The organism is Mucilaginibacter sp. P2_A4, assembly GCF_056405015.1.
Window position 1 is genome coordinate 124,296 of record NZ_JBFUCX010000017.1, and the last position, 21,747, is coordinate 146,042.

General features: G+C 39.0%; 16 protein-coding genes. 6 read left to right on the forward strand and 10 right to left on the reverse strand.

The features are described from left to right. The first annotated feature begins 34 nt into the window (after nucleotides 1–34). Nucleotides 35–1,066, forward strand: a complete 1,032-nt coding sequence (locus AC1DYB_RS25615; RefSeq protein ID WP_477439146.1) for a 2-hydroxyacid dehydrogenase — start codon at nucleotides 35–37, stop codon at nucleotides 1,064–1,066. A gap of 3 nt (nucleotides 1,067–1,069) precedes the next feature. Beyond that, a complete protein-coding gene (hemN, locus tag AC1DYB_RS25620; protein WP_477439148.1) occupies nucleotides 1,070–2,440 on the forward strand; it encodes an oxygen-independent coproporphyrinogen III oxidase in 1,371 nt (456 codons plus the stop codon). A gap of 16 nt (nucleotides 2,441–2,456) precedes the next feature. Here the strand turns inward: hemN and AC1DYB_RS25625 are convergent, their stop codons facing one another. The 9 genes from AC1DYB_RS25625 to AC1DYB_RS25665 form a co-directional block, all read right to left on the reverse strand. After that, nucleotides 2,457–3,191: a YoaK family protein gene (locus tag AC1DYB_RS25625; protein ID WP_477439150.1), complete on the reverse strand. Its 735-nt coding sequence runs from the start codon at nucleotides 3,189–3,191 to the stop codon at nucleotides 2,457–2,459. Nucleotides 3,192–3,262: 71 nt separating this feature from the next. Beyond that, the gene (locus tag AC1DYB_RS25630) at nucleotides 3,263–3,952 is read right to left on the reverse strand and encodes a sulfite exporter TauE/SafE family protein (protein WP_477439152.1); all 690 of its coding nucleotides are present in this window, start codon (nucleotides 3,950–3,952) and stop codon (nucleotides 3,263–3,265) included. Next, nucleotides 3,949–4,371, reverse strand: coding sequence for a FixH family protein (locus tag AC1DYB_RS25635; RefSeq protein ID WP_477439153.1), 423 nt, complete (start codon nucleotides 4,369–4,371; stop codon nucleotides 3,949–3,951). Before AC1DYB_RS25635 ends, AC1DYB_RS25630 begins: the two co-directional genes overlap by 4 nt. 3 nt (nucleotides 4,372–4,374) lie before the next feature. After that, a complete protein-coding gene (gene ccoG, locus AC1DYB_RS25640) occupies nucleotides 4,375–5,748 on the reverse strand; it encodes a cytochrome c oxidase accessory protein CcoG (RefSeq protein ID WP_477439154.1) in 1,374 nt (457 codons plus the stop codon). 10 nt (nucleotides 5,749–5,758) lie between these two features. Further along, complete coding sequence (locus tag AC1DYB_RS25645; RefSeq protein ID WP_477439156.1) at nucleotides 5,759–6,658, reverse strand: cbb3-type cytochrome c oxidase N-terminal domain-containing protein; 900 nt, start codon at nucleotides 6,656–6,658, stop codon at nucleotides 5,759–5,761. After that, a complete protein-coding gene (locus AC1DYB_RS25650; protein WP_295711976.1) occupies nucleotides 6,655–6,846 on the reverse strand; it encodes a hypothetical protein in 192 nt (63 codons plus the stop codon). Before AC1DYB_RS25650 ends, AC1DYB_RS25645 begins: the two co-directional genes overlap by 4 nt. Before the next feature lie 7 nt (nucleotides 6,847–6,853). Further along, complete coding sequence (ccoN, locus tag AC1DYB_RS25655) at nucleotides 6,854–8,980, reverse strand: cytochrome-c oxidase, cbb3-type subunit I (RefSeq protein ID WP_295711978.1); 2,127 nt, start codon at nucleotides 8,978–8,980, stop codon at nucleotides 6,854–6,856. Nucleotides 8,981–9,065: 85 nt separating this feature from the next. Further along, nucleotides 9,066–9,227: a cbb3-type cytochrome oxidase assembly protein CcoS gene (gene ccoS / locus AC1DYB_RS25660; protein ID WP_295711981.1), complete on the reverse strand. Its 162-nt coding sequence runs from the start codon at nucleotides 9,225–9,227 to the stop codon at nucleotides 9,066–9,068. Beyond that, complete coding sequence (locus AC1DYB_RS25665) at nucleotides 9,224–11,614, reverse strand: heavy metal translocating P-type ATPase (protein WP_477439159.1); 2,391 nt, start codon at nucleotides 11,612–11,614, stop codon at nucleotides 9,224–9,226. The genes ccoS and AC1DYB_RS25665 overlap by 4 nt, the downstream gene beginning before the upstream one ends. 462 nt (nucleotides 11,615–12,076) lie before the next feature. Between AC1DYB_RS25665 and AC1DYB_RS25670 the strand changes: the two genes are divergently transcribed. Further along, nucleotides 12,077–13,858, forward strand: coding sequence for a hypothetical protein (locus AC1DYB_RS25670; RefSeq protein ID WP_477439161.1), 1,782 nt, complete (start codon nucleotides 12,077–12,079; stop codon nucleotides 13,856–13,858). Between the two features lie 226 nt (nucleotides 13,859–14,084). Then, nucleotides 14,085–15,386, forward strand: coding sequence for an NRAMP family divalent metal transporter (locus AC1DYB_RS25675; RefSeq protein WP_477439163.1), 1,302 nt, complete (start codon nucleotides 14,085–14,087; stop codon nucleotides 15,384–15,386). A gap of 52 nt (nucleotides 15,387–15,438) precedes the next feature. Here AC1DYB_RS25675 and AC1DYB_RS25680 read toward each other — a convergent pair whose 3' ends face one another. Next, a complete protein-coding gene (locus tag AC1DYB_RS25680; protein ID WP_295711993.1) occupies nucleotides 15,439–16,128 on the reverse strand; it encodes a VIT1/CCC1 transporter family protein in 690 nt (229 codons plus the stop codon). Between the two features lie 231 nt (nucleotides 16,129–16,359). Here AC1DYB_RS25680 and AC1DYB_RS25685 point away from each other — a divergent pair, with 231 nt between their 5' ends. Together AC1DYB_RS25685 and AC1DYB_RS25690 are read left to right on the forward strand one after the other, a co-directional pair. Then, nucleotides 16,360–17,169 (forward strand): patatin-like phospholipase family protein, encoded by an 810-nt coding sequence (locus tag AC1DYB_RS25685; RefSeq protein ID WP_477439166.1) that lies wholly within the window; start codon nucleotides 16,360–16,362, stop codon nucleotides 17,167–17,169. A gap of 378 nt (nucleotides 17,170–17,547) precedes the next feature. Further along, a complete protein-coding gene (locus AC1DYB_RS25690) occupies nucleotides 17,548–21,654 on the forward strand; it encodes a hybrid sensor histidine kinase/response regulator transcription factor (protein WP_477439168.1) in 4,107 nt (1,368 codons plus the stop codon). Nucleotides 21,655–21,747 lie beyond the last annotated feature (93 nt).

Below are 21,747 nucleotides of genomic sequence, written 5' to 3' on the forward strand. Positions count from 1 at the left end.
ATAACGATAACTTTGTTTTATAAAAGTATTTTGGATGAAAGCGGTAGCCTATAGTATTAAGCCTTTTGAAAAAGAATATTTGGCGAAAGCCAATCAAAAGAAGCACGACATAACACTTATTTCCAACCCCCTGGGGCCGGATACGGCTATCTATGCCGAAGGGAAGGATGCGGTAATTGTTTTTACCAATGATGATGTATCTGCAACGGTTATTGAAAAACTGGCTGCCCTGGGAGTAAAGTTTATAGTAACCAGATCGGCCGGGACAGATCATATTGATAAAGATGCAGCAGCTATTTATGGTATAAAAGTAGCCAATGTACCATCTTATTCCCCACAGGCAATTGCAGAACATTCCGTAGCAATGGCATTTGCGCTAAACCGGCAGGTAGTTAAGGCCGACCAGCACAGCCATGAATTTGATTTCAGAAACGATGGACTGATTGGCTTTAATTTTTCCGGAAAAGTGGTTGGAATTATTGGCTTAGGGAATACCGGGCAGGCAGCCGCATCCATATATCATGGTTTGGGATGCCAGGTAATAGGATATGATCCCTATTTTCCGAAGAATCTACGCTATGTGAAACCTGCATCATTGGAGAATCTCCTAAGTACTGCCGATATCATTTCATTGCACATACCACTTACGCCGGATACCAAATATTTCGTCCAAAAAGCTACGCTTGATCAAATGAAAAATGGCGTGATGCTGATCAATACTTCAAGAGGTATGCTGGTTAATACCGTAGATGTGCTTAAAGCTATTGAAAGTAAAAAAATAGGCTATTTGGGGCTTGATGTATATGAGTTTGAAAAAGGTTTGTTTTTTGAAGATCATAAAAATGACCCCGTTAAAGATTCGTTATTACAAAGTTTGATGAACTATCCCAATGTTTTGATCACCCCTCATCAGGCCTATCTCACTAAAGAAGCCTTACAGGAAATTGCCGACCAGACCATTAAAAGCCTTGATCTTTGGCAATTGAACAAATGTGTTGGTAAAGCCTGCGCATGTGCACAGGAATGCAAAAAAAATCCAGTTACAGAAAAGGTTATCCATTCTTAAGCCATGGAAAATATTAACAAGCAATTAGCCGATAAATATAATGTGGCTGTTCCGCGCTATACCAGTTATCCTACTATGCCGTATTGGGATAGTGACACTTTTAACACTTCACTCTGGAAACAATCTGTCAAATTTTCTTTTGACGAAAGCAACACTTCGTCAGGAATTAGCCTTTATATACACCTCCCTTTTTGCGAAAATCTTTGCACATATTGCGGGTGTAACACACGTATCACAAAAAATCACCGTGTAGAAAAGCCTTACATTGAAGCTGTTTTAAAAGAGTGGCAAATGTATTTGCAGGTATTTGAAGGTACGCCGGTGATTCGTGAAATACATCTTGGTGGTGGTACTCCAACATTTTTTAGCGCTGAAAATTTACATCAATTGGTTGATGGATTGCTTCAAGGCGTTCACATTCATAAAGACGCTGCATTTAGTTTCGAAGCCCATCCGGCAAATACTACTGTTGATCATTTACAAACCTTGTTTGATCTTGGTTTTCGCCGTTTAAGTTTAGGAATCCAGGATTTTGATCCAAAGGTACAGTTCATTATCAACAGGAGTCAATCCTTTGAGCAGGTATTGGCAGTAACGCAACAGGCCCGAAGAATTGGTTATACATCTATTAATTATGATTTGATTTATGGGCTCCCATTGCAAACATTAGAAGGTTTGATTAATACCATGAATATGGTTTCGGGCTTAAAGCCAGATAGGATCGCCTTTTACAGCTATGCACATGTACCCTGGCTTAAGCCAGGGCAAAGGCGATTTACAGAAAATGATTTACCAAACCCGGATATGAAAAGTAAGTTACATGAAACGGGGCGAAACCTGCTCATTAGCTTTGGTTATAAGGAAATTGGTATGGATCATTTTGCTTTACCGGGAGATGAGTTATTGGAGGCCGAAACATCAGGTCATTTACACCGTAATTTTATGGGTTATACAAGCCAGCACACCCAATTATTGGTTGGCCTGGGTGTATCATCTATAAGTGATTCCTGGTATGCTTTTGCTCAAAATGTTAAAACAGTTGAAGAATACCTTGAACTTACCAAAAAAGGAGAGCTGCCTGTTTTTAAAGGCCATGTGCTTACCAGCGAGGATCTTATTATACGCAAGCATATTTTAAATATAATGTGTAAGGGATATACTTATTGGAACCATCATTCAGAGCCATGTAAAGCCGTTTTTGAGGGGATGGAGAAGCTTCAGTCGCTTGAAGAAGATGGCTTAATTAAACTGGATTCGTTGGGTTTAAAGGTTACACCAAAAGGAAAACGTTTCCTGCGTAATATTTGTATGTGCCTGGATGCAAGGCTGTGGGCAGATAAGCCAGCCACCCAATTATTTAGCATGGCTGTTTAATTGTTCTAACTCCCGATCATTTATTAAACAAGCCTTTAACGTTTCTGTAATAGCGTTTAACCGTGATCCGGAACACGTCATATATTAAAGTGTATATAAGTATGATAACCGGTACAAAAAAAGAATAAAAGCTAAATGAGCGGAAAAGCCACGCACCACCCAATGCACCGCACATAAAGAAAAGAATAATGGCCATGCGTAACTTTATTCTTGGCTTTAATGCCTTATTTTCTTCGGGTTTATTTTGGATAAACTGAGCCAGTTCAATGCCCAGATCGGTAAATGTGCCGGTTAGGTGCGTTGTTCTGACCACCGAACCGGATACCATGGAAACAAGTGCATTTTGCAGGCCCATTGCAAAAAGCAGGCTACCCGCAAATATTTCCTTTGCAACTAAGCTGTGGTCATATCTATACCCCAACAGGGCTACGCTGATAAGTATAGTTGCTTCAATCAATATTGGAATTACATATGAATATTGCTGGTTTTTGCCAATCCTGGAAACAATTAAACTTGATATGAAAGCTCCGGCCAAAAAAAGGAACATCCAAAGGGCAACTACCCTTGCAGTTCCCCAGTTTTGCAAAGCAATCTGCTCTGCAAATAATGCAGCATGACCGGTTACATTGGTAGTTAAAACACTAAACCCCAGGAATCCTGCTGCATTAACAAAGCCTGCAGTAATACCTAACAATGATGCCAGTTTTACATTATGCTGATAGGTTCTTTTTGTTCCCAGGTGTCTTAACATTCTTCAAAGTATTACCCAGTGGTATCGTGTTTAAGAAATTAAATATCAGTTAAAATAACAGGAAACCGTGTTTAATGGCAGGCATTAATTCCTGAGGATTGCTTGGCCGGGCTTAAATAGGGGATATCCAAACTAAGGCCCCGCAAAACAAACCAAAGGCCAAGGCAAACCATAAGATAAGGCATTCCCTTATTAATACGGCGCCTTACAGTCGGACCGATAAAGCCAGAACTGAGCGTGGCCAGCAACATGAGTGGAAATGTTCCCACACCAAACCAAAACATATATTGCGCAGAAGAAAATGGCGAAGAGGTATTAACAGCCCCGGCAAGGGCCAGGTAAACAAAACCACATGGAAGAAGGCCGTTTAACATTCCAATTGCTAAATGCCCTGCTTTGTGTTTCAATGCATAATTTATTAAGCGATTAACAGGCGCTAATATTTTAGGCATTAACCGGCTCTGCATAAGTTTTATTTTAAACAACCGTGAAAACCCTGCCGTTATGATAAGTATACCCGTTAACATACTCACACTTTGCTGTAGGCCAGCCAGCCAAAGTTGCTTACCAATAAAACCAATAAGTAATCCTAAAAACGAATAGGTAATAACACGGCCAGCATTGTAAATAAATTTATCTGTTGCTACAAGCCACCATCGCGCATGAAATGATGGTATAGCAAATGCAAGCGGGCCACACATTCCTATGCAGTGCACACTGCCAAATAAACCAATAAAGAAAGCTACCTGGTTACTGCTCATTTTATATCTACTTCCTGTTCGTATAAATAGGCTTTTTTATTACTTTGCCATTCCAATACTACCCTCCACCTGCCTTCTGTTAAGGCCCTGGCCGATATTTGTGTTACAAGGCCATTATCAGTATTTAATTGAAATGTTTTATCTAGGGCCTCGCTTGATGGCCTTATAAATTTAATATTCCCTTTGGCTGGTTCTGCAAAAGTGACGCTTACTTGCTTTTCGATAATGCTTATTAGCGGTCGGGCATGATCCTTTACCACTTGCTTTTCCTTATCAAAGTCTTTATCAAAATTTAAACCTTTTTCATAATAATGATGGTCGTATTCGTCGGCCGGTAAAGCAAACATCTTTACGCACATTAATATAATAAACAGCATAAATAAACCCATTCCTATAATAATTCCTTTTCCCCAATTCATAATTTAATCATTTAATGGCCCAACAAATGTTGTGCTTACTGTTTTAATTACTTTTTTATTCACTATTAGGTTTATTTTAATATCCGTTTTTGGAGCGTGAATCTGCCGGGAGGGCACCATGAGAAAAAAAACAGTTTTTACAGATCCGCCGGCAGCAACCTTGCCCGGTGCCTGGATATATTTTATTCCGATGGCCGGGTCGGCGGTTTGGAGCGTGATGTTCTTGTCCAGGTTTGATTTATTGATGATCTCAGCGTTATAAATATTACTGATAAAACCTCCCTTTTGTTCCTGGTACAGCATGCCGGCGCTGCGCATAACAGTAATATCCATATCTCCACGATTGAAAATGAAGTAACTCAGCACGGTGATCAAAACAACAATGATCCCGCTATAGCCAGCCATTCTTCCGGTAAAAGATGGCTTTTGCTGTTTATGGATCATGTTTTCTGAGTAAAAACCGATGAGGTTAAGCGGCTTATGGATTTTTTCCATTACCTCGTTACATACATCAATACATGCCGTACAGTTAATACACTCCATTTGTGTTCCCTGTCTTATATCTATCCCTGTGGGGCAAACAGATACACATAAACCACAATCCACACAGTCGCCTTTTGTATTAACAGGTTCAATGATTCTGGATAATTTACCCCTTGGTTCGCCACGAACTTCGTCATAAGCAACAACAAGGGTGTCCTGGTCGAGTAATACTCCCTGAAGCCGTCCGTAAGGGCATATTACAGTGCATACCAGTTCGCGTACCTGGCTGTATACCAGGTAAAAAACAACGGTAAATATCCAGATACTTAAAAATCCTGACCAATGCAGTTCAACAGGCTCTCTGATGATCTTGAACAGTGTTTCGCTGCCAACCAGATAGGCCAGGAAAGTATTTGCAATAAGGAATGAAAAAATAACAAACAGGAGATGTTTGGCTGTCTTTTTCCATATTTTTTCCTTGTTCCAGGGACCGGCATCTAACTTTTTTTGTTTGTTTGCATCGCCTTCTATCCAAACCTCTATTTTTCTGAAAAACATTTCCATAAAAATAGTTTGCGGACAGATCCAACCACAAAAAATACGGCCGAAAGCGATTGTAAATAAAACAATACAAACTACAAAAACCAGGGTAGCCAATACAAAGAGGAAGATATCCTGGGGCCAGAAAACCTGCCCCAGGATTACAAATTGCCTGTCGATAAAGTTTAGCATCAATAAAGGCTGCCCCTTTATTCTGATTAACGGACCTGTGAAAAACAGTATTAAGTATGCATAGCTAATCCATGAACGCCATTTATATAATTTACCTTTCCGTATCAGCGGATATATCCATTTACGCTTCTCTGTTTCTTTCCCTTCCAGTAATCCGTCCATGATCTGTATTTTAATTGTTAGATGCTAATTTGTTATCCGCATCTGATTCTTTAGTTCCCTGGGGTTCTTTAGCCCCAGCAGGCCTTGTTCCGTGTATAGATTTTATATAGTTAGCCACGTCGGATATCTGTTTGGGTGATAATTGCTTTTCCCAGGTGGGCATGCCTTTTGCCAATACGCCATACTTAATTGTTTTAAACAAATCGTTTATTTTGCCGCCATGCAGCCAATAATCATCTGTAAGGTTTGGCCCAACACTGCCCTGCGCGTGATCACCATGGCATGGTGCGCATGTTGATTTGAAAATAGCCTGCCCGGATGCTATTACTGCGGGATCATGTACCAGTTTTACCGTGTTCTCGTCAACCCGGTTAGCAGCTTTGCTTAAAAATGCCTTCTTTTCTATATCAGCCTGTACCATTTCTGTTTTATATTCTGCATATTGTAACTGCCCTGTTTTAAAAACATGGTAATTAAGCAAATAGGCAACGCCAAAAATGATAGAGCCGTAAAACAAGTACATGAACCAGCCAGGTATTGGGTTATCCAATTCCTGTATGCCATCATAATCATGAGCTATCAGTATCTCATTCTCTTGTTCCATCGGCCTTAGGGAAAGCAGTTTTTGCCAAACCTCGGCTTTGGGTTTCTTTTCTTTTTTTGCAGGTTTCATTTCTGCAATGATTTGCTCTTCGGTATAGCCCTCATATTTAAAAATGATCCTGGTTAAAACTTTAAAAGTTTTCAGTAAAATCAACATCACTATGAGGAATAAAAGAAGCATAGTTACGATAGCCCCATAGCCGATGTAATTCATTATATCGGTAGGAATCAGGCTATCGCTTGCCGCCATAGCCGGTTGCATAAGCAATATTAAGGCTGAGGATATGATGATCCGGTGAAATTTCATGATTGGTAAGGTTGTTGTAAATCGGTTAAACTATCTTGTAGCGGTAAATCACTCATATGATCTACATGCGGTTTGCGGATACGGATAAGCATAACCGTTACTACAATAAAAAACACAAAGAATATCCCCAAAGAGAAAAGCAGGTAAGCCTGGTTTGCGTTAATGTTTTCTGTGAATTGCTTAAACATGATGTAATTATTTATTGGCTGTTTTATTTGCTTTGATATCTGTTCCCAAACGCTGCAGGTAAGCAATAATGGCTATGATCTCTTTGTTGCTTTTTACCTTGATATGATCCTGGTACAGGTTGTCTTTTATTTCTTTTGCCTGTTTATCCAGGTCCTGGTTAGCTATATTCTCGTATCCTACTGGATAGGGAACACCCAAAGTGCGCATCGCGTTTATTTTAACCCGGGTTGATGTGGTATCCAAATTTTGAGTTATCAGCCAATCGTAATTAGGCATGATACTTCCCGGCGACATCAGCCTCGGATCCATTAAGTGATTATAGTGCCAGGCGTTTCCATATTTCTGTCCTTCCCTGGCCAGATCCGGTCCGGTACGTTTGGAACCCCAAAGAAATGGATGGTCATAAACAAACTCGCCCGCTTTACTGTATTCACCGTAACGCTCAGTTTCTGATCTGAAGGGACGTACCGTTTGTGAGTGGCAGTTTACGCAACCTTCTCTTATATAAAGATCCCGACCCTGCAATTCAAGCGGCGTATAAGGTTTTACAGCAGCAATTGTTGGTATGTTTGATGATATGGTTAAGGTAGGCATCAGCTCAATAAAAGTTCCCACAAGGATAACAAGCAATGCAGCTATAAGCATCTGAATAGGTTTACGTTCCAGCCTGCGGTGCCAGCTGTTTTCTCTCGCAATGGTATGTACAGGCTCAAGGGGCATAGCCTGGGCAGCCTCATTAGCTACCAGTTTACCTTGTAAAGCGGTGCGTGTAAGGTTATAGGCCATAACAATAACGCCTAACAGGTACATGGCGCCACCTGCAGAACGCATCATATGCATGGGTAGGATTTGCAAAGTAGTTTCCAAAAAGTTTGGATATTTCAGCATTCCCTCTGATGTGAACTCCTTTAGCATCAGGCTTTGCGTAAAGCCGGCCCAATACATGGGTATGGCATAAAATAAAATACCCAGGGTGCCTATCCAGAAATGGAAAGAAGCCATTTTTTTAGAGAACAGTTCTGTTTTATATATACGGGGGATAAGCCAGTATAAAATGGCAAAGGTGAGGAAGCCGTTCCAGCCCAGGGCGCCAACGTGAACGTGCGCGATGATCCAATCGCTGAAGTGAGCAATGCCGTTAACCTGTTTCAAAGAAAGCATTGGTCCTTCAAAGGTGGCCATACCATAAGCGGTTAAGCCAACAACCATGAATTTTAAAATAACATCATCCCTTACTTTGTCCCATGAACCGCGAAGGGTAAGCAATCCGTTGATCATACCACCCCAGCTTGGGGCTATAAGCATAATAGAAAAGGCTACACCTAATGATTGTGCCCAACCCGGTAAGGTAGTATATAATAAGTGGTGGGGGCCTGCCCAGATATAAATGAAGATAAGGGCCCAAAAGTGCAGAATACTTAATTTATAAGAGTAGATAGGACGATTAGCCATTTTGGGCAAAAAGTAGTACATCATGCCCAGGTATGGGGTAGTCAAGAAAAACGCTACCGCGTTATGGCCATACCACCATTGTACCAACGCATCCTGAACGCCGGCATAAACCATATAGCTTTTAAAACCTGATACCGGAAGCTCAAATGAGTTAACAATATGTAAAACAGCAATGGTAATAAATGTGGCAATGTAAAACCAAATGGCTACGTACAAATGTCTTTCCCTGCGTTTAAATATCGTACCAAACATATTGATGCCAAAAATTACCCAGATAATGGTGATGGCAATATCAATGGGCCATTCCAGTTCGGCGTATTCATGTGAGGTAGTAAATCCTAATGGCAGTGTAATTACTGCCGAAACAATGATGAGTTGCCAGCCCCAGAAATGGATCTGGCTTAAAGCATCACTAAACATGCGTGCCTTAAGCAGGCGTTGTAAGGAGTAGTAAACTCCCATAAAAATGGCGTTACCAACAAATGCGAAAATAACCGCATTGGTGTGAAGAGGGCGGATACGTCCATAGGTTGTATACTGGTTACCCATATTGGCGGCAGGATGGTAAAGCTGAATGGCTACAATTAAGCCTACAGTCATTCCAATAATACCCCAGATTACGGTAGCGATACCAAAATTCCGGACGATCTTGTTGTCATAATAAAAATTTTCGGGCTGCATAAAATGTTATCTTTTTATGGTTGTAAAACTATTGAGGAGTGGCGGGTGACAGAATGATGACAGTTGGCTTTAAATGTGATCGTAGTCACTTTTTATCCTCATCTGGATGTTCATCATCCAGTAAAATGCGAATGGAGGGCGTATACAGGTCATCATTTTGCCCGCTGCGCTGTGCCCATAAAAAGGCACTTAAAAATCCAAGGGCCAGCAATACGCTGCAGCCGATGAGGAAATAAATGATGCTCATACTAATTTTCTTCTTTTTGCTGTAAAATGTGTGGCCAGTGTGGTAAAGGATATTACGGTAACGGTACTCAATGGCATCAGTACAGCAGCTACAAGCGGGGAGAGGCGCCCTGTTACCGCGTAACTTAAACCGATAATGTTATATGTTAAGGAGATGAGGAAGGACAGGTGGATAATGTTAACCGTATCTTTTGAAAAACGAAGAAATGCCGGTAATTTATCAAATGAACGTCCATCCAGGATGGCATCGCTCCCGGGCGAAAAGTTATTTACATTATCGGTTACAGCAACTCCAAGGTCACTTTGCTTAAGTGCTCCCGAGTCATTTAGTCCATCACCTAACATCATCACTTTATGCCCTTTTTGCTGAAGTTTTTGGATCATGTCAAGCTTTTGTTGAGGCGACTGATTAAAATGCATCCTGGCATCATCATGAAAAAAATGGATCAGTTCATTCCTTTCATGATTCTGGTCTCCCGAAAGCAAGAACAGCTGGTAATCTGGTGATAGTGAACTGATCTTCTCCATGCCATCACGATACTCATGAGCAAATCCAAAATAGCCCAGGTAATAGCCGTCTATCATTAAATGAACGCGCGTTATTTGCTTTGTATCTATGTAATACCCAAAAATTAGGTCGCCACTTCCAATATGAAGCTGGTGCCCGGCAATGTTGGCATTAATGCCCTTGCCTGGTATTTCTATATATTCATTTACCGGTAATTTCCTCATGTCGCCTAAAAATTGGCATATCATTCGGCTTAAAGGATGAATGGAATTTGAGCAGGCACTATACACCATTTGCTTTTGTACATCAGATAATTCTCCGCTCAATTCAATCCGTTTGCTGTTGCCGGTGGTTATGGTGCCTGTTTTATCCATAACCAGGGTATCAATACGGGCCAGTTGCTCTACTACAGCTGTGTTTTTCAGGTAGAAAAGGTTGCGATCGAAAATACTCAGTGCGGCCGACATGGTGAAAGGTGTGCTTAAGGCAAGCGCACACGGGCATGCAACAATTAATACAGCAGTAAAGGCATCTATACCTCTTCTGAAATTAAACGGAAGCCAGGCCATCAGCGAGCCAACGGCAATGATAATTAATACAATAGTAAAATACTTGCTAACCGTTTCATTGAAGGTTTTCATGCGGTTATCCTGCTTGCGGGTAAACGCTTCATTGTTCCATAGTTGGGTGAGGTAACTCTGTGATACAGGTTTAACAACTTCCAATTCTATTGCTTCGCCGGTTTGGCGGCCACCGGCGTAAATTATTTCGCCCAATGTTTTATTAACAGGTACAGCTTCTCCTGTAACAAAACTAAAATCTATCAATGCCTTGCCCTTTAAAAGAATGGCATCTGCCGGAATGATCTCATTATGACGGATCACCATACGATGCCCGGTTACTAATTGGGCAAGCGGGATAGGCTTTTCAATTTCATCAGTTAAAACCTGAACAGCAACCGGAAAAAAGGACCTGTAATCTCTTTCAAACGAGATATGGTGATAAGTTTTTTGCTGCACAAATTTGCCTACCAGTAAAAAAAATACAAGTCCGCATAGGGTATCTGCAAAGCCTGCACCGGTATGTGTTAATATTTCTGACACTGTACGTGCAAAAAGCACCGCGATACCAAGGGCCAAGGGAAAATCAATATTCAGTATTTTGCTTTTTAAATTTGTCCAGGCAGAAATGAAGTAGCCCCGGCCACTGAAAAATACCACCGGTAAGGCAAAAAGTATATTTAAATACCCGAAGAACTGTTTAAAGCTGTGTTCATATACCGAGAGCCCAAAGTATTCAGGAAAGCTAAGAAGCATTACGTTACCAAAACAAAACCCCGCTACAGCTATTTTTTGAACAAGATTACCTTTATCTGCCTTGTTTTGTTTTTTTATGATATCCTGCAGGCTGATGAGCGGTTCATAGCCTATATCATAAAGAAGCTCTACCAATTGCTGTAAACCGAGCTGTTGGTGATCAAAACGCACAACCAACTGTTTTTTCAAAAAATCAACCCTTGAATAATGGATAGCAGGATTGAACCTGTTTAGCTGCTCAAGTAGCCAAAGGCAGGAGCTGCAATGTATGTGTGGTATATAAAAGGTGATGAGGGAGATGTGATCATCTGTGTAGTCAAGTAGTTCTTTTAAAATCGAGGGTTCACTCAAATAATCAAACCGTTTATCAATTCTTGCCCTGGTGGCGCCCGGATGATCATTGTAGTTATAGTAGCTGCAAAGGCCGCTATCTGCTAATATTTCATAAACGCTTTTACAGCCGTGGCAGCAAAATTGCTTTTCATCAATACTAAATGATGTGGTTAAACATTCATCACCGCAATGGTAGCAGGTTGTTTTTGCAATTGTAGGGGCTTCCGTCATTTTGTTAAATTTGGGTTGCTCAAAAATGAACTTTCAGCAGTTCACACAGAATGATGCGTGTTGTGTAAAAAAGTGATCTCGATCACCTTTTTGATTAATTGACGGTGTACATTTCATCCTGCCACCTTTCATTTCAACACCCCATCGGCATTTTTAGCAAATCCAGATCACCAGGATAACGATAAGCACCGTAGTGTCTCTGCCCGCTATAGATTATATATGATGAAAGTTTTCCCAACAAATGACTTTCATCATTTATTGCAGCTGCCTTACCCTATAGTTTTGCGGCTTATTAGTTTAAATGGAAATACCAGAGATTTTAAATGTAACTATTGTTGAAGCCCATTTAACGCATCCTGGCGTATTTGAAAGGTTTGGCGCACTTAAGCAAGGATCATCATTTGTAATTCAGAATGATCTCAAACCATATATTAACTATCACAGCCTAAAATATATACTATTATGAGTCATACATTTCACATCCCGGTTTTAGGATTGGGTTACTCCATTGATACCCCTTTAAAGGTTGCCCGTTATGGCATTTCATCAGTTATGTCAATTGTAGATGATGAACTGATTGAAAGGATACGCGGATATCACACACAGCTTAATGGCTGGGTATATGTTCCTATCCTAAAAAAAGAGGAGGACTATCGTGCTAAACGAATAACTGCTTATCTTGATTTGGTTGCCAACCTGGTTGATAAACAGTTTGAAGAATTGAAGCAGCTGCCTTTTGAAAGCGGTAATGATCTGTGCAGGTATTTTGAATTATTACCCGAAAGCGCGCGTTTAAAACAAGGCTATGATTTGATGATGGATTATTCTGAAGGAAATCAAAAACAGTTTTTCCAGGAGTTGCTTAAGAAAGAAATGACCAAAGGCGCCATCGACGTTAATATCATGTCGAAGGTTGATAAAATGAATTATACCGTTCAGGGAGAATCAACGGGCGAGCAGAACACAGATGCGCTTGCTGCTCTTCGTGGGTTTGCTAAGAGCAAGCTTACGTCCTCTGTGATCCTATCTGCCGGTATGAACCCGAGGTTATACAGCTATCTGGAAACATTTAATGATTTCCTGCCCGATGAGCACGGAACAATCAACAAAAAAGTTATTTTGAAAGTGAGTGATTTCCGTTCGGCATTTATACAGGCTAAATTTCTGGCCAAAAAGGGTTTGTGGGTATCAGAATTCCGGGTAGAATCAGGACTTAACTGCGGAGGTCATGCCTTTGCTACTGAAGGTTTTTTGTTGGGACCGATTCTGGAAGAATTTAAGCAAAAGCGACAGGAAATGGTGAACGAGTTATTCCAAAGCTACCAATCAGCTCTGCTTGAAAAAGGAATTACTTGCCCTGTATCTCCTAAACAAAAATTAAGTGTGCAGGGAGGGATAGGTACAGCACAAGAAAATAAATTTTTGATTGAACATTATCAATTAGACGCCACGGGTTGGGGTAGTCCGTTTCTATTGGTTCCAGAAGTTACCAATGTTGATAAAGGTACACTTGCGCAGCTGGAGCATGCTGTAGAAAGTGATTTCTATTTGAGTGGTTCCTCACCGTTGGGCATACTTTTCAATAACTTTAAAAATAGTACTGCCGAGGTTCAGCGGCTTAAGCGTCTTGAAACCGGAAGGCCAGGTAGCCCCTGCACAAAAAAATACCTTAGCACCAATACAGAGTTTACCGAAAAGCCCATATGTACGGCATCCAGGGAATATCAAAACCTGAAAATACAGCAACTGCAAACCTTGGATCTACCCCAGGCAGAACATGATAGGCAATACCAAACAATTACTGAGAAAATTTGCCTATGTGAAGGGTTGTGCGCATCCGCCTATCTCAAGTATGATCTGTTGAAACCGAGAGAAAATAAGGCTGTGGCTATTTGTCCGGGTCCAAATCTGGCGTATTTCTCCGGAATCTATTCTCTTGAGGATATGATAAAACATATTTATGGGGCAACAGACCTGCTTGGTAAAATAAAACGGCCTCATATGTTTATAAAAGAGTTAAACCTTTATATTGATTATCTGCAAACCGATATCCAGGCTCAACTTAAAGATGTTACGGATAAGAAAAAGAAACAGCTTTCTAAATTTAAACTACAACTGCAAGAGGGGATTAATTACTATAAGGCACTTTTTACAGAATCAACTAATCAAACCTCACAGCTATTACAGGAATGGGTACATGAATTAACCACTTCAGAGAAAGAATTAAGTGGAATAAATATCTAAATTGAAGTAAATTAACAAGACAAAAAAGAGGCAGTCGCATTATATGAAGACTGCCTTTTTTATAAACGAGAGAGAGAAGGTTCTTTTTTGGTTGATTTTTAAGTGAAAATTAGGTTGATGTAAAGTGTTTTACCTGGTTTTCTTAAATGCTTCCTATTTCCAGGGCTAATATTTATTTTAGGTTCATTTTAAACCCGTATATTGAAATGCCAATATTAATATTTATATGGAATCAAAGGGGCAGCAAAAGAAATCAAAAAACAAATTTTTAAAATTCCTTACAATTTTAGGTCCGGGACTTACTACAGGCGCCGCTGATGATGATCCGTCCGGCATTGCAACGTATTCCCAAACAGGCGCACAATTCGGGTATGGGCAATTATGGACTGCGCTGTATATGTTGCCGTTTATGACTGCCGTTCAGGAAGCATGCGCACGTATTGGTTTGGTAACAGGTAAAGGTATTTGCGCCGTTGTTAAAGCACATTATAGTAAATCTGTTTTATATGCCGTGGTGGGTTTGGTAGTGGTAGCAAATACAATAAATATAGGGGCCGATATTGGTGCCATGGCATCCGCAGCACAATTGTTATTTCCGGCGCCATTTGTTGTTTTAACCCTGGTATTTACGATAGTTATTCTTTTATTAGAAATATTTACCAATTACAAAACCTATTCAAAAATATTGAAATGGTTGTCCATTGCTTTACTGGCTTACCCTTTAACATTATTTATAGTTCGTCAACCCTGGGGAACTGTTTTAAGAGCGAGTATTGTACCTCACTTTGAGTTTAGTTTCAGTTTTTTATTTATAATAACCGGTGTTTTAGGTACTACCATATCTCCTTATATGTTTTTTTGGGAGGCGTCCCAGGAAGTGGAAGAACAACAGGCAGAAGGCCGAATATTTCATAACAAGCCCCAGGTTAGCTGGTCACATATCAGCAGAATGAGAATAGACAATAATTTTGGTATGCTTTTTTCTGAATTTGCTACCTGGAGTATTATTGTTGTAGGAGCAACGGTACTTCATAAAAGTGGTGTAACTGATGTTAAAACTGCCGCTGATGCTGCAAGGGCTTTGGAGCCTTTGGTTCATAGTTTTCCAAATGCAGGTTTTTTGGCCAAACTGATATTTTCTGTTGGCATTATTGGGTTGGGTTTATTAGCTGTTCCTGTGCTTTCGGGTTCTGCAGCGTATGCCGTTTGCGAAGCATTTGAATGGAAATCAGGCTTGAACTTGAAATTCAGGAGGGCGCCCGCGTTTTATTCGGTAATCTGCATTGCTACGATGATTGGCTTATTAATTAATTTTATTGGTATAGATCCGGTAAAGGCCCTTGTTTACGCGGCAGTGTTAAATGGCGTTGCAGCTGTACCTTTACTATTTCTGATTATAAGGATTGCTGGCAGTAAAGAAATTATGGGGCAATATAAAAACCAATGGCTTTCCAATACCCTGCTTTGGGTTACGTTTTTAGCAATGGGAGCCGCAGCGGTTGCCATGTTCTATACCATATTTAAGTAACTCAGTAGTTTGGTTTTTAGGGTGTTAATAAATGGAAAGTGATTTCAATTAATCACTTTCCATTTATTAGTTTTGCCATTCCAAACGCGGCACCGGCTGCTAATGCGCCAATAACAACCACTTTTAATGCACCACCTAAAGCTGGTTGCCCTGTTAGTTTACTTTTAAAATAACCAAAAACAAACAGGCAAATTAAAGTTACTATGCAAGAGTAATTTAAAGCCTCCTGAGCATTATCAATAATGAGGTAGGGCGATAAAGGAATAATTCCTCCTGCTATATAAGAAAATCCTATAGTTAAGGCGCTTTTTGATGCGCGGTTGGCGTTTGGCTCTTCCAAACCAAGTTCATACCTCATCATAAAGTCAACCCACTTCTTTTTATCTTTAGATAGTTCCTCAGCAATTTCATCTTGCAAATGCTTCGACAGGCCAAATTCTGCAAAAACTTCTTTTACTTCTGCTTTTTCCTGTTCGGGCACAGTCTCTACTTCGTTATATTCTCGTTTAAGTTCAGAGTTGTAGTGATCCACCTCGGTTCGGCCTGCTAAAAAGCCTCCCAGCCCCATCGCTATCGAACCTGCAACTATTTCGGCAATGCCGGCAGTTACTACCAGCCCCGAAGAACTAATAGCCCCGCTAAGCCCTGCCGCTAAGGCAAAAGGAACGGTTAAACCATCCGACATGCCTATAACAACATCCCTGATGATTTCTGAGCTGGTAACATGATGTTCTTTGTGCATTTTGATAATATTAATAGTTTGACTTTTAGAATGTGCGTTTAAGATAAAATATTAAAAACAAACATGAACAAAGCAATCCAATTATTTAAATGCAGGTTTATAGTGTCAGTGTCTTATACCCACTCTCAAAGATTTTTTGAAATGAATTATTGGGTGGCTTTTTAAAACGTTCGCAAAGATTTAAACTTAATTATAGATAGAAAGGTTATATATTAAGTTTTTAAGATGTAGATGAATACAAGTACCGATCAAAATAAGTCTGAAAAAGTAGGATTAGCACTGTCAGGCGGTGGAATAAGAGCCGCAGCCCATTTAGGTGTTATACAGGCCCTAACCGAGTATGGAATTAAATTCTCACATATCTCCGGTACAAGCGCCGGAGCAATAGCCGCGGCTTTTTTTGCTGAAGGTTATGCTCCGAAAGAAATTTTACAGATGATTAAGGATACCAGCCTGCTCAGATTGTTGCGCCCCTCACTTGGCCGCGCCGGTTTAATATCTATATTAAAAGCCCGTTACCTGATAAAACAATATATTCCACATAATTCCTTTCAACAACTCAAAATTCCAGTGACTATTACTGCTGTAGATTTGGGTGAGGGGAAGCTGGTTTATTTTACTGATGGCGAGCTTGATATGGCAGTTTTAGCCTCGTGCTGTTTGCCTGGTATTTTTAAACCCATAATAATTGACCATCATATGTATGTAGATGGCGGAATACTAAATAACTTCCCGGTTGAACCATTGATAGGCATTTGCGACCTGATTATTGGCTCATCTTGTAATCATTTGCCTACAGTTACAGAAATTAAATCTTTTGGGAGCCTGATTGACAGGGCTGCTATGATCTTGATAAACTCCACCCTTAATACACATAAAATTTTGTGTGATGTAGTGATTGAGCCGCATTGGTTGGGCGGCTACGGAATATTTGATACCAACGCTGCCGAAGAAATTTACATGATTGGTTATGAAGAAGGCTTGAAAACAATTAAGGGGAATGAAAGGCTGAAAACATATTGTGCGAACAAAAATAAATAGACTGACCGTTGAACCGCTTTGGCTAATTATTTTATTTTTAGATAGTATAAGTATTTTAAAAGCGCAAAAAGGCTTTAGGAGAATGTTTTGATGTTAGTTTCGGCAGCTTTGTGAAAGGAATATTGAATAATTGGAAATTAAGATGCTTATTACGCAAATAATTCCGCCAATTTTTCCAAACGCATTATTTAAAATTTTATTGTCATTAGCACACTTATTTTATATAAATAAACTACATTTGAATATATAGTTTCTGTACAGAAAGCTTGATCCTTTATAAACCGGTTATTCATATTAATGAGAAGATTTTTATTTACTCTTGTAGGAGTTACAGCCTTTTTCTTTAGTTTTTCGCAGAGCCTATTTACAAAAAAAGTAATGAAATATTCATTGAAAGATGGACTTTCATTCGGGATAATAAATGGTATAACTCAGGATAATAAAGGATTTGTGTGGTTTGCCACTGGTGATGGTTTAAATCGGTTTGACGGTACAAATTTTAAAGTGTTTAAATTTGAACCTAATAATCCTTATAGCCTGCCCAGTAACTATGTTCAAACTATATATAAGGATACACAAGGACATATCTGGATATCATCCAGAAGGGGAATTTATCAATTTGATACCAATAGAGAGCGTTTTATAAAGTTGAACCCACCTGGTGTTCAATCCAATTATTTAAACAACGTAAACAGCATTTTTGAAAATAAGAAGAATCAATTATGGTTCTCTTGCGGTGCTTCCGGATTCTCATCCTATAACATAAAGACTAGTCAGTTTAAAAGTTACACAAAAAAGGAATTGCCAGGTTTGTTGGGTGATTTATCAGTTATTAATGTGGTTGAAGATACCTACGGACTATTATGGGTGGGTACGCGCGATGGTGGGCTCAATGTATTTAGCACACGGAATGGAGGCGTTTTTAAAAATTTAAATAATCAGTTCCCAATTAGTCAGGTCCCTCAAGGATTGATCACCTGTATCTATGAAGATCATAATCATGATATGTGGATAGCAACCAGCAAAGGATTGGCTCTTTACAGAAGAAAAGAGAATGAATTTCATGTTTTTTTAGGATCTGATTATAAGTTAAGAAGTAATTATTTTTATTCTCTTTTAGAGGATGATCATAAAAATCTGCTTGTCGGCCTTCAGGATGGAGGTTTGTATAATATAGATCTTGAAAAGGCAGAAAAATCATCATACAAGAATATAACTATTGATCCGGTGAAATCGGAAGATAGCTATAATATTACCGTCCGTACTATTCAAACCTTATTTCTGGACCGGGATAAAAATATCTGGGCCGGAACCTACGGTGATGGTATTTACTTACTAAGTAGCGTTCCCGAAAAGTTTAAAAAATTTCAAAATAAATTAACAGATGCTTATGGTAGCAGTTTCTTAAGATATTATGGAATGTGCATTGATGATGAAGGCTATTTGTGGATGGGTACCGACGGTGATGGAATATATAAGAAAAAGCTAAATGGTGAAGTTGTAAAATATTATAGGGCAAACGGAAAAGCTGGCTCATTAACCAGTAATAATATACTTTGTGCCTATAAAGATCATTCAAATACATTATGGTTTGGTTCTTATTCACACGGACTTTTCAGATATGATAAAAAAACCGATTCATTTACTAATTTCATTCATAAAGCAAATGACCCATCAAGCATCGGTTTAAACGATGTAAGGGTGATTCTCGGAGATTCAAAAAATAACTTATGGATTGGTACAAATGGAGGCGGACTGAGTTTATTATCTGCGGGCAGCAATAAATTTGTTAATTACAACCCCCAGAATAGTAATATCAGTTCAGATTATATTCGCGCGCTTTCGGAGGATAAATATGGTAATCTTTTCATAGGGACATATGCCTCTGGCCTCAAATATTATATAAAGGATCAAAATAAGTTTGTTAACTATTTTAGTAAGGCCCAGGTTGAAAAGTTTTTGCCAAGCCACTTCATATACTCATTGTATTTAGATGAAAAAGAGAATCTCTATATAGGTACAGAAGGAGACGGACTTGTTTTATATGATATCAAAAATAAACAGTTTAAGAGGTATACCGAAAAAGATGGATTGGCAGATAATACCGTAAATGCAATACAAAAAGACGAGGCCGGCGATATTTGGATAAGCACCAACAAAGGCTTATCAAGGATTGATATACATACCAACAAAATTATTAATTATGATAGCTCGGATGGGTTACAAACTGGCCAATTTAACCCGGGTTCGTCAATGTATTGCGCTAAAAACAAGTTTATGGTTTTTGGCGGTACCGAAGGCTATAACGTTTTCTATCCTGCAACAGTTAAGCAAAACCTGTTTAAACCCAAGGTTTTGATAACAGGCCTTCAGTTGTTTGGTAAAGAGGTTGAAGTTGGCCAAAAGGATAGCATATTAAGTGAAGTTATTGAGGAGTCAAATAATATTACGCTAAACCCCGATCAATCGGTTTTTTCTATCCAATATGTAGCGCTAAATTATGCTTATGCCGAAAAAAGCCAATTCACCTATAAATTGGTTGGATTAGAAAAAAATTGGAATAGTGTAAAGAATCAAAAATCAGTTACTTACCGCTACCTCCCGGCGGGTGACTATGAATTTAAAGTTAAAGCAGCTAATCAGGATGGTATCTGGTTTGAAAATTATGCTACCTTAAAAATAAAAATATTACCTCCCTGGTATAAAACCTGGTGGGCTTATTTAAGCTATTTATTTATAGTAGCAACGCTTATTTATTACTATTTACTGTATCGGAGTAACCAGGCTAAGTTGAAATATGAAGTAAAAATAGCCCACATGTCTGCCGAAAATGAAAAGGAGCTTAATGAGCGTAAATTATCCTTTTTTACAAATATCTCCCATGAGTTTCGTACACCACTTACTTTAATAATAAATCCGGTTAAAGAATTACTGTTTAATCCCGAAGAAAAAGAGATAGAAAGAGGTAACTTGAATATTGTTTTTCGTAATGCACGCCGGCTATTAAGTTTGGTTGATCAATTATTGTTATTCAGAAAAGCGGAAAGTGAATCTGATGGGCTTAAAATTGTAAGGCTAAATATTGTAAATCTAAGTAAAGAAGTTTTCCTGTGTTTCAGCCATCAGGCAAAAAGCAAAAACATTTCGTTTGATTTTGTTTCAGACACCGATGCGATAGAAGTATTTGCTGATAGGGAAAAGATAGAAATTGTTTTATTTAACTTAATATCAAATGCATTTAAGTTTACGCCAGATTATGGGAAAGTAAGTTGCTGTATTTCTCAAACTGAATCTTCGGTTAACATTGAAATAAAAGATACCGGGTGTGGAATAGCCGAAAATATTGGCGAACAATTATTTAATAAATTTTATCAGGTACAAAATGAAATGCCATTAAACGGGGGATTTGGTATAGGCCTGTATCTTGTAAAAAAGTTTATCGATAATCATAAGGGAAATGTTACCTATCATAGTACAAGCGGAGAAGGAACCACGTTCAGGATAAGCTTATTGAAAGGTAAAGAGCATTTGGCGGCTAATTATATTTTTGAAGATGTTGCTGAAACCTCCGTTTTTTTGGATGAGCTTACTGATGGTCATGAGTGGATACCCGCGAACAATAAAAATTTAACTGCGGTAAAGAGCAAAAAAGCCGAGCCTTATAATCTTGAATCAAAATCAATGCTGATTGTGGAAGATAACGAAGAGATCAGATCCTATTTAAAGCAAATTTTTTCTGCAGAGTTTGAAATTTTTGAAGCAGTAAACGGTTCAGAGGGATTAGATATGGTATATCAATTTTTGCCGGATATTATTATCAGTGATGTGATGATGCAGGGATTAACTGGTATAGAGTTATGCAGCAGAGTTAAAGAAGACCCGGCACTAAATCATATCCCGGTTTTGTTATTAACTGCAAGCTCATCACCCGAAATTAAGCTTAAAGGAATAGAAGGTGGGGCTGATGATTATATAAGTAAACCGTTTGAACGGGAATTACTTGTTGCCCGGGTTAATGGCCTGCTCAAGAGTAAAAATAACCTTCAGAAATATTTTTATAACGAGATCACTTTAAAATCAAATGACCTTAAGGTTCCGCCTGATTATAAAGAATTTTTAGCGGCCTGTATAAAAGTAGTGGAGGATAACCTGGGTGATAAGGATTTTTGCATCAAAACCCTGGCAGATACAATAGGAATGAGCCATTCTAATCTTTATAAAAAGATCAGAGCTATTTCAGGGCAATCTGCCAATGGTTTTATAAGATTTATACGACTTAGAAAAGCTGCTGAAATGTTTCTTAATACTAATTGTACTGTTTCTGAAGCCGCTTACAATGTGGGTATTAATGACCCTAAATATTTTAGAGAACAGTTTAGTAAACTGTTTGAAATGAATCCCTCCGAATATGTCAAAAAATTTCGTGCTCCTTTTCATGCTAATATTACCAGGAACGCAGTTAAATTAAAAACAGGGAAATTTTAATTTAACTATAGGGTAAAAGCCTGCACATCGGTAAAAAAAACTCCATTTTACCAATTACCCCCTTAAGTTGTATGAGTTTACCCCTCATTAACA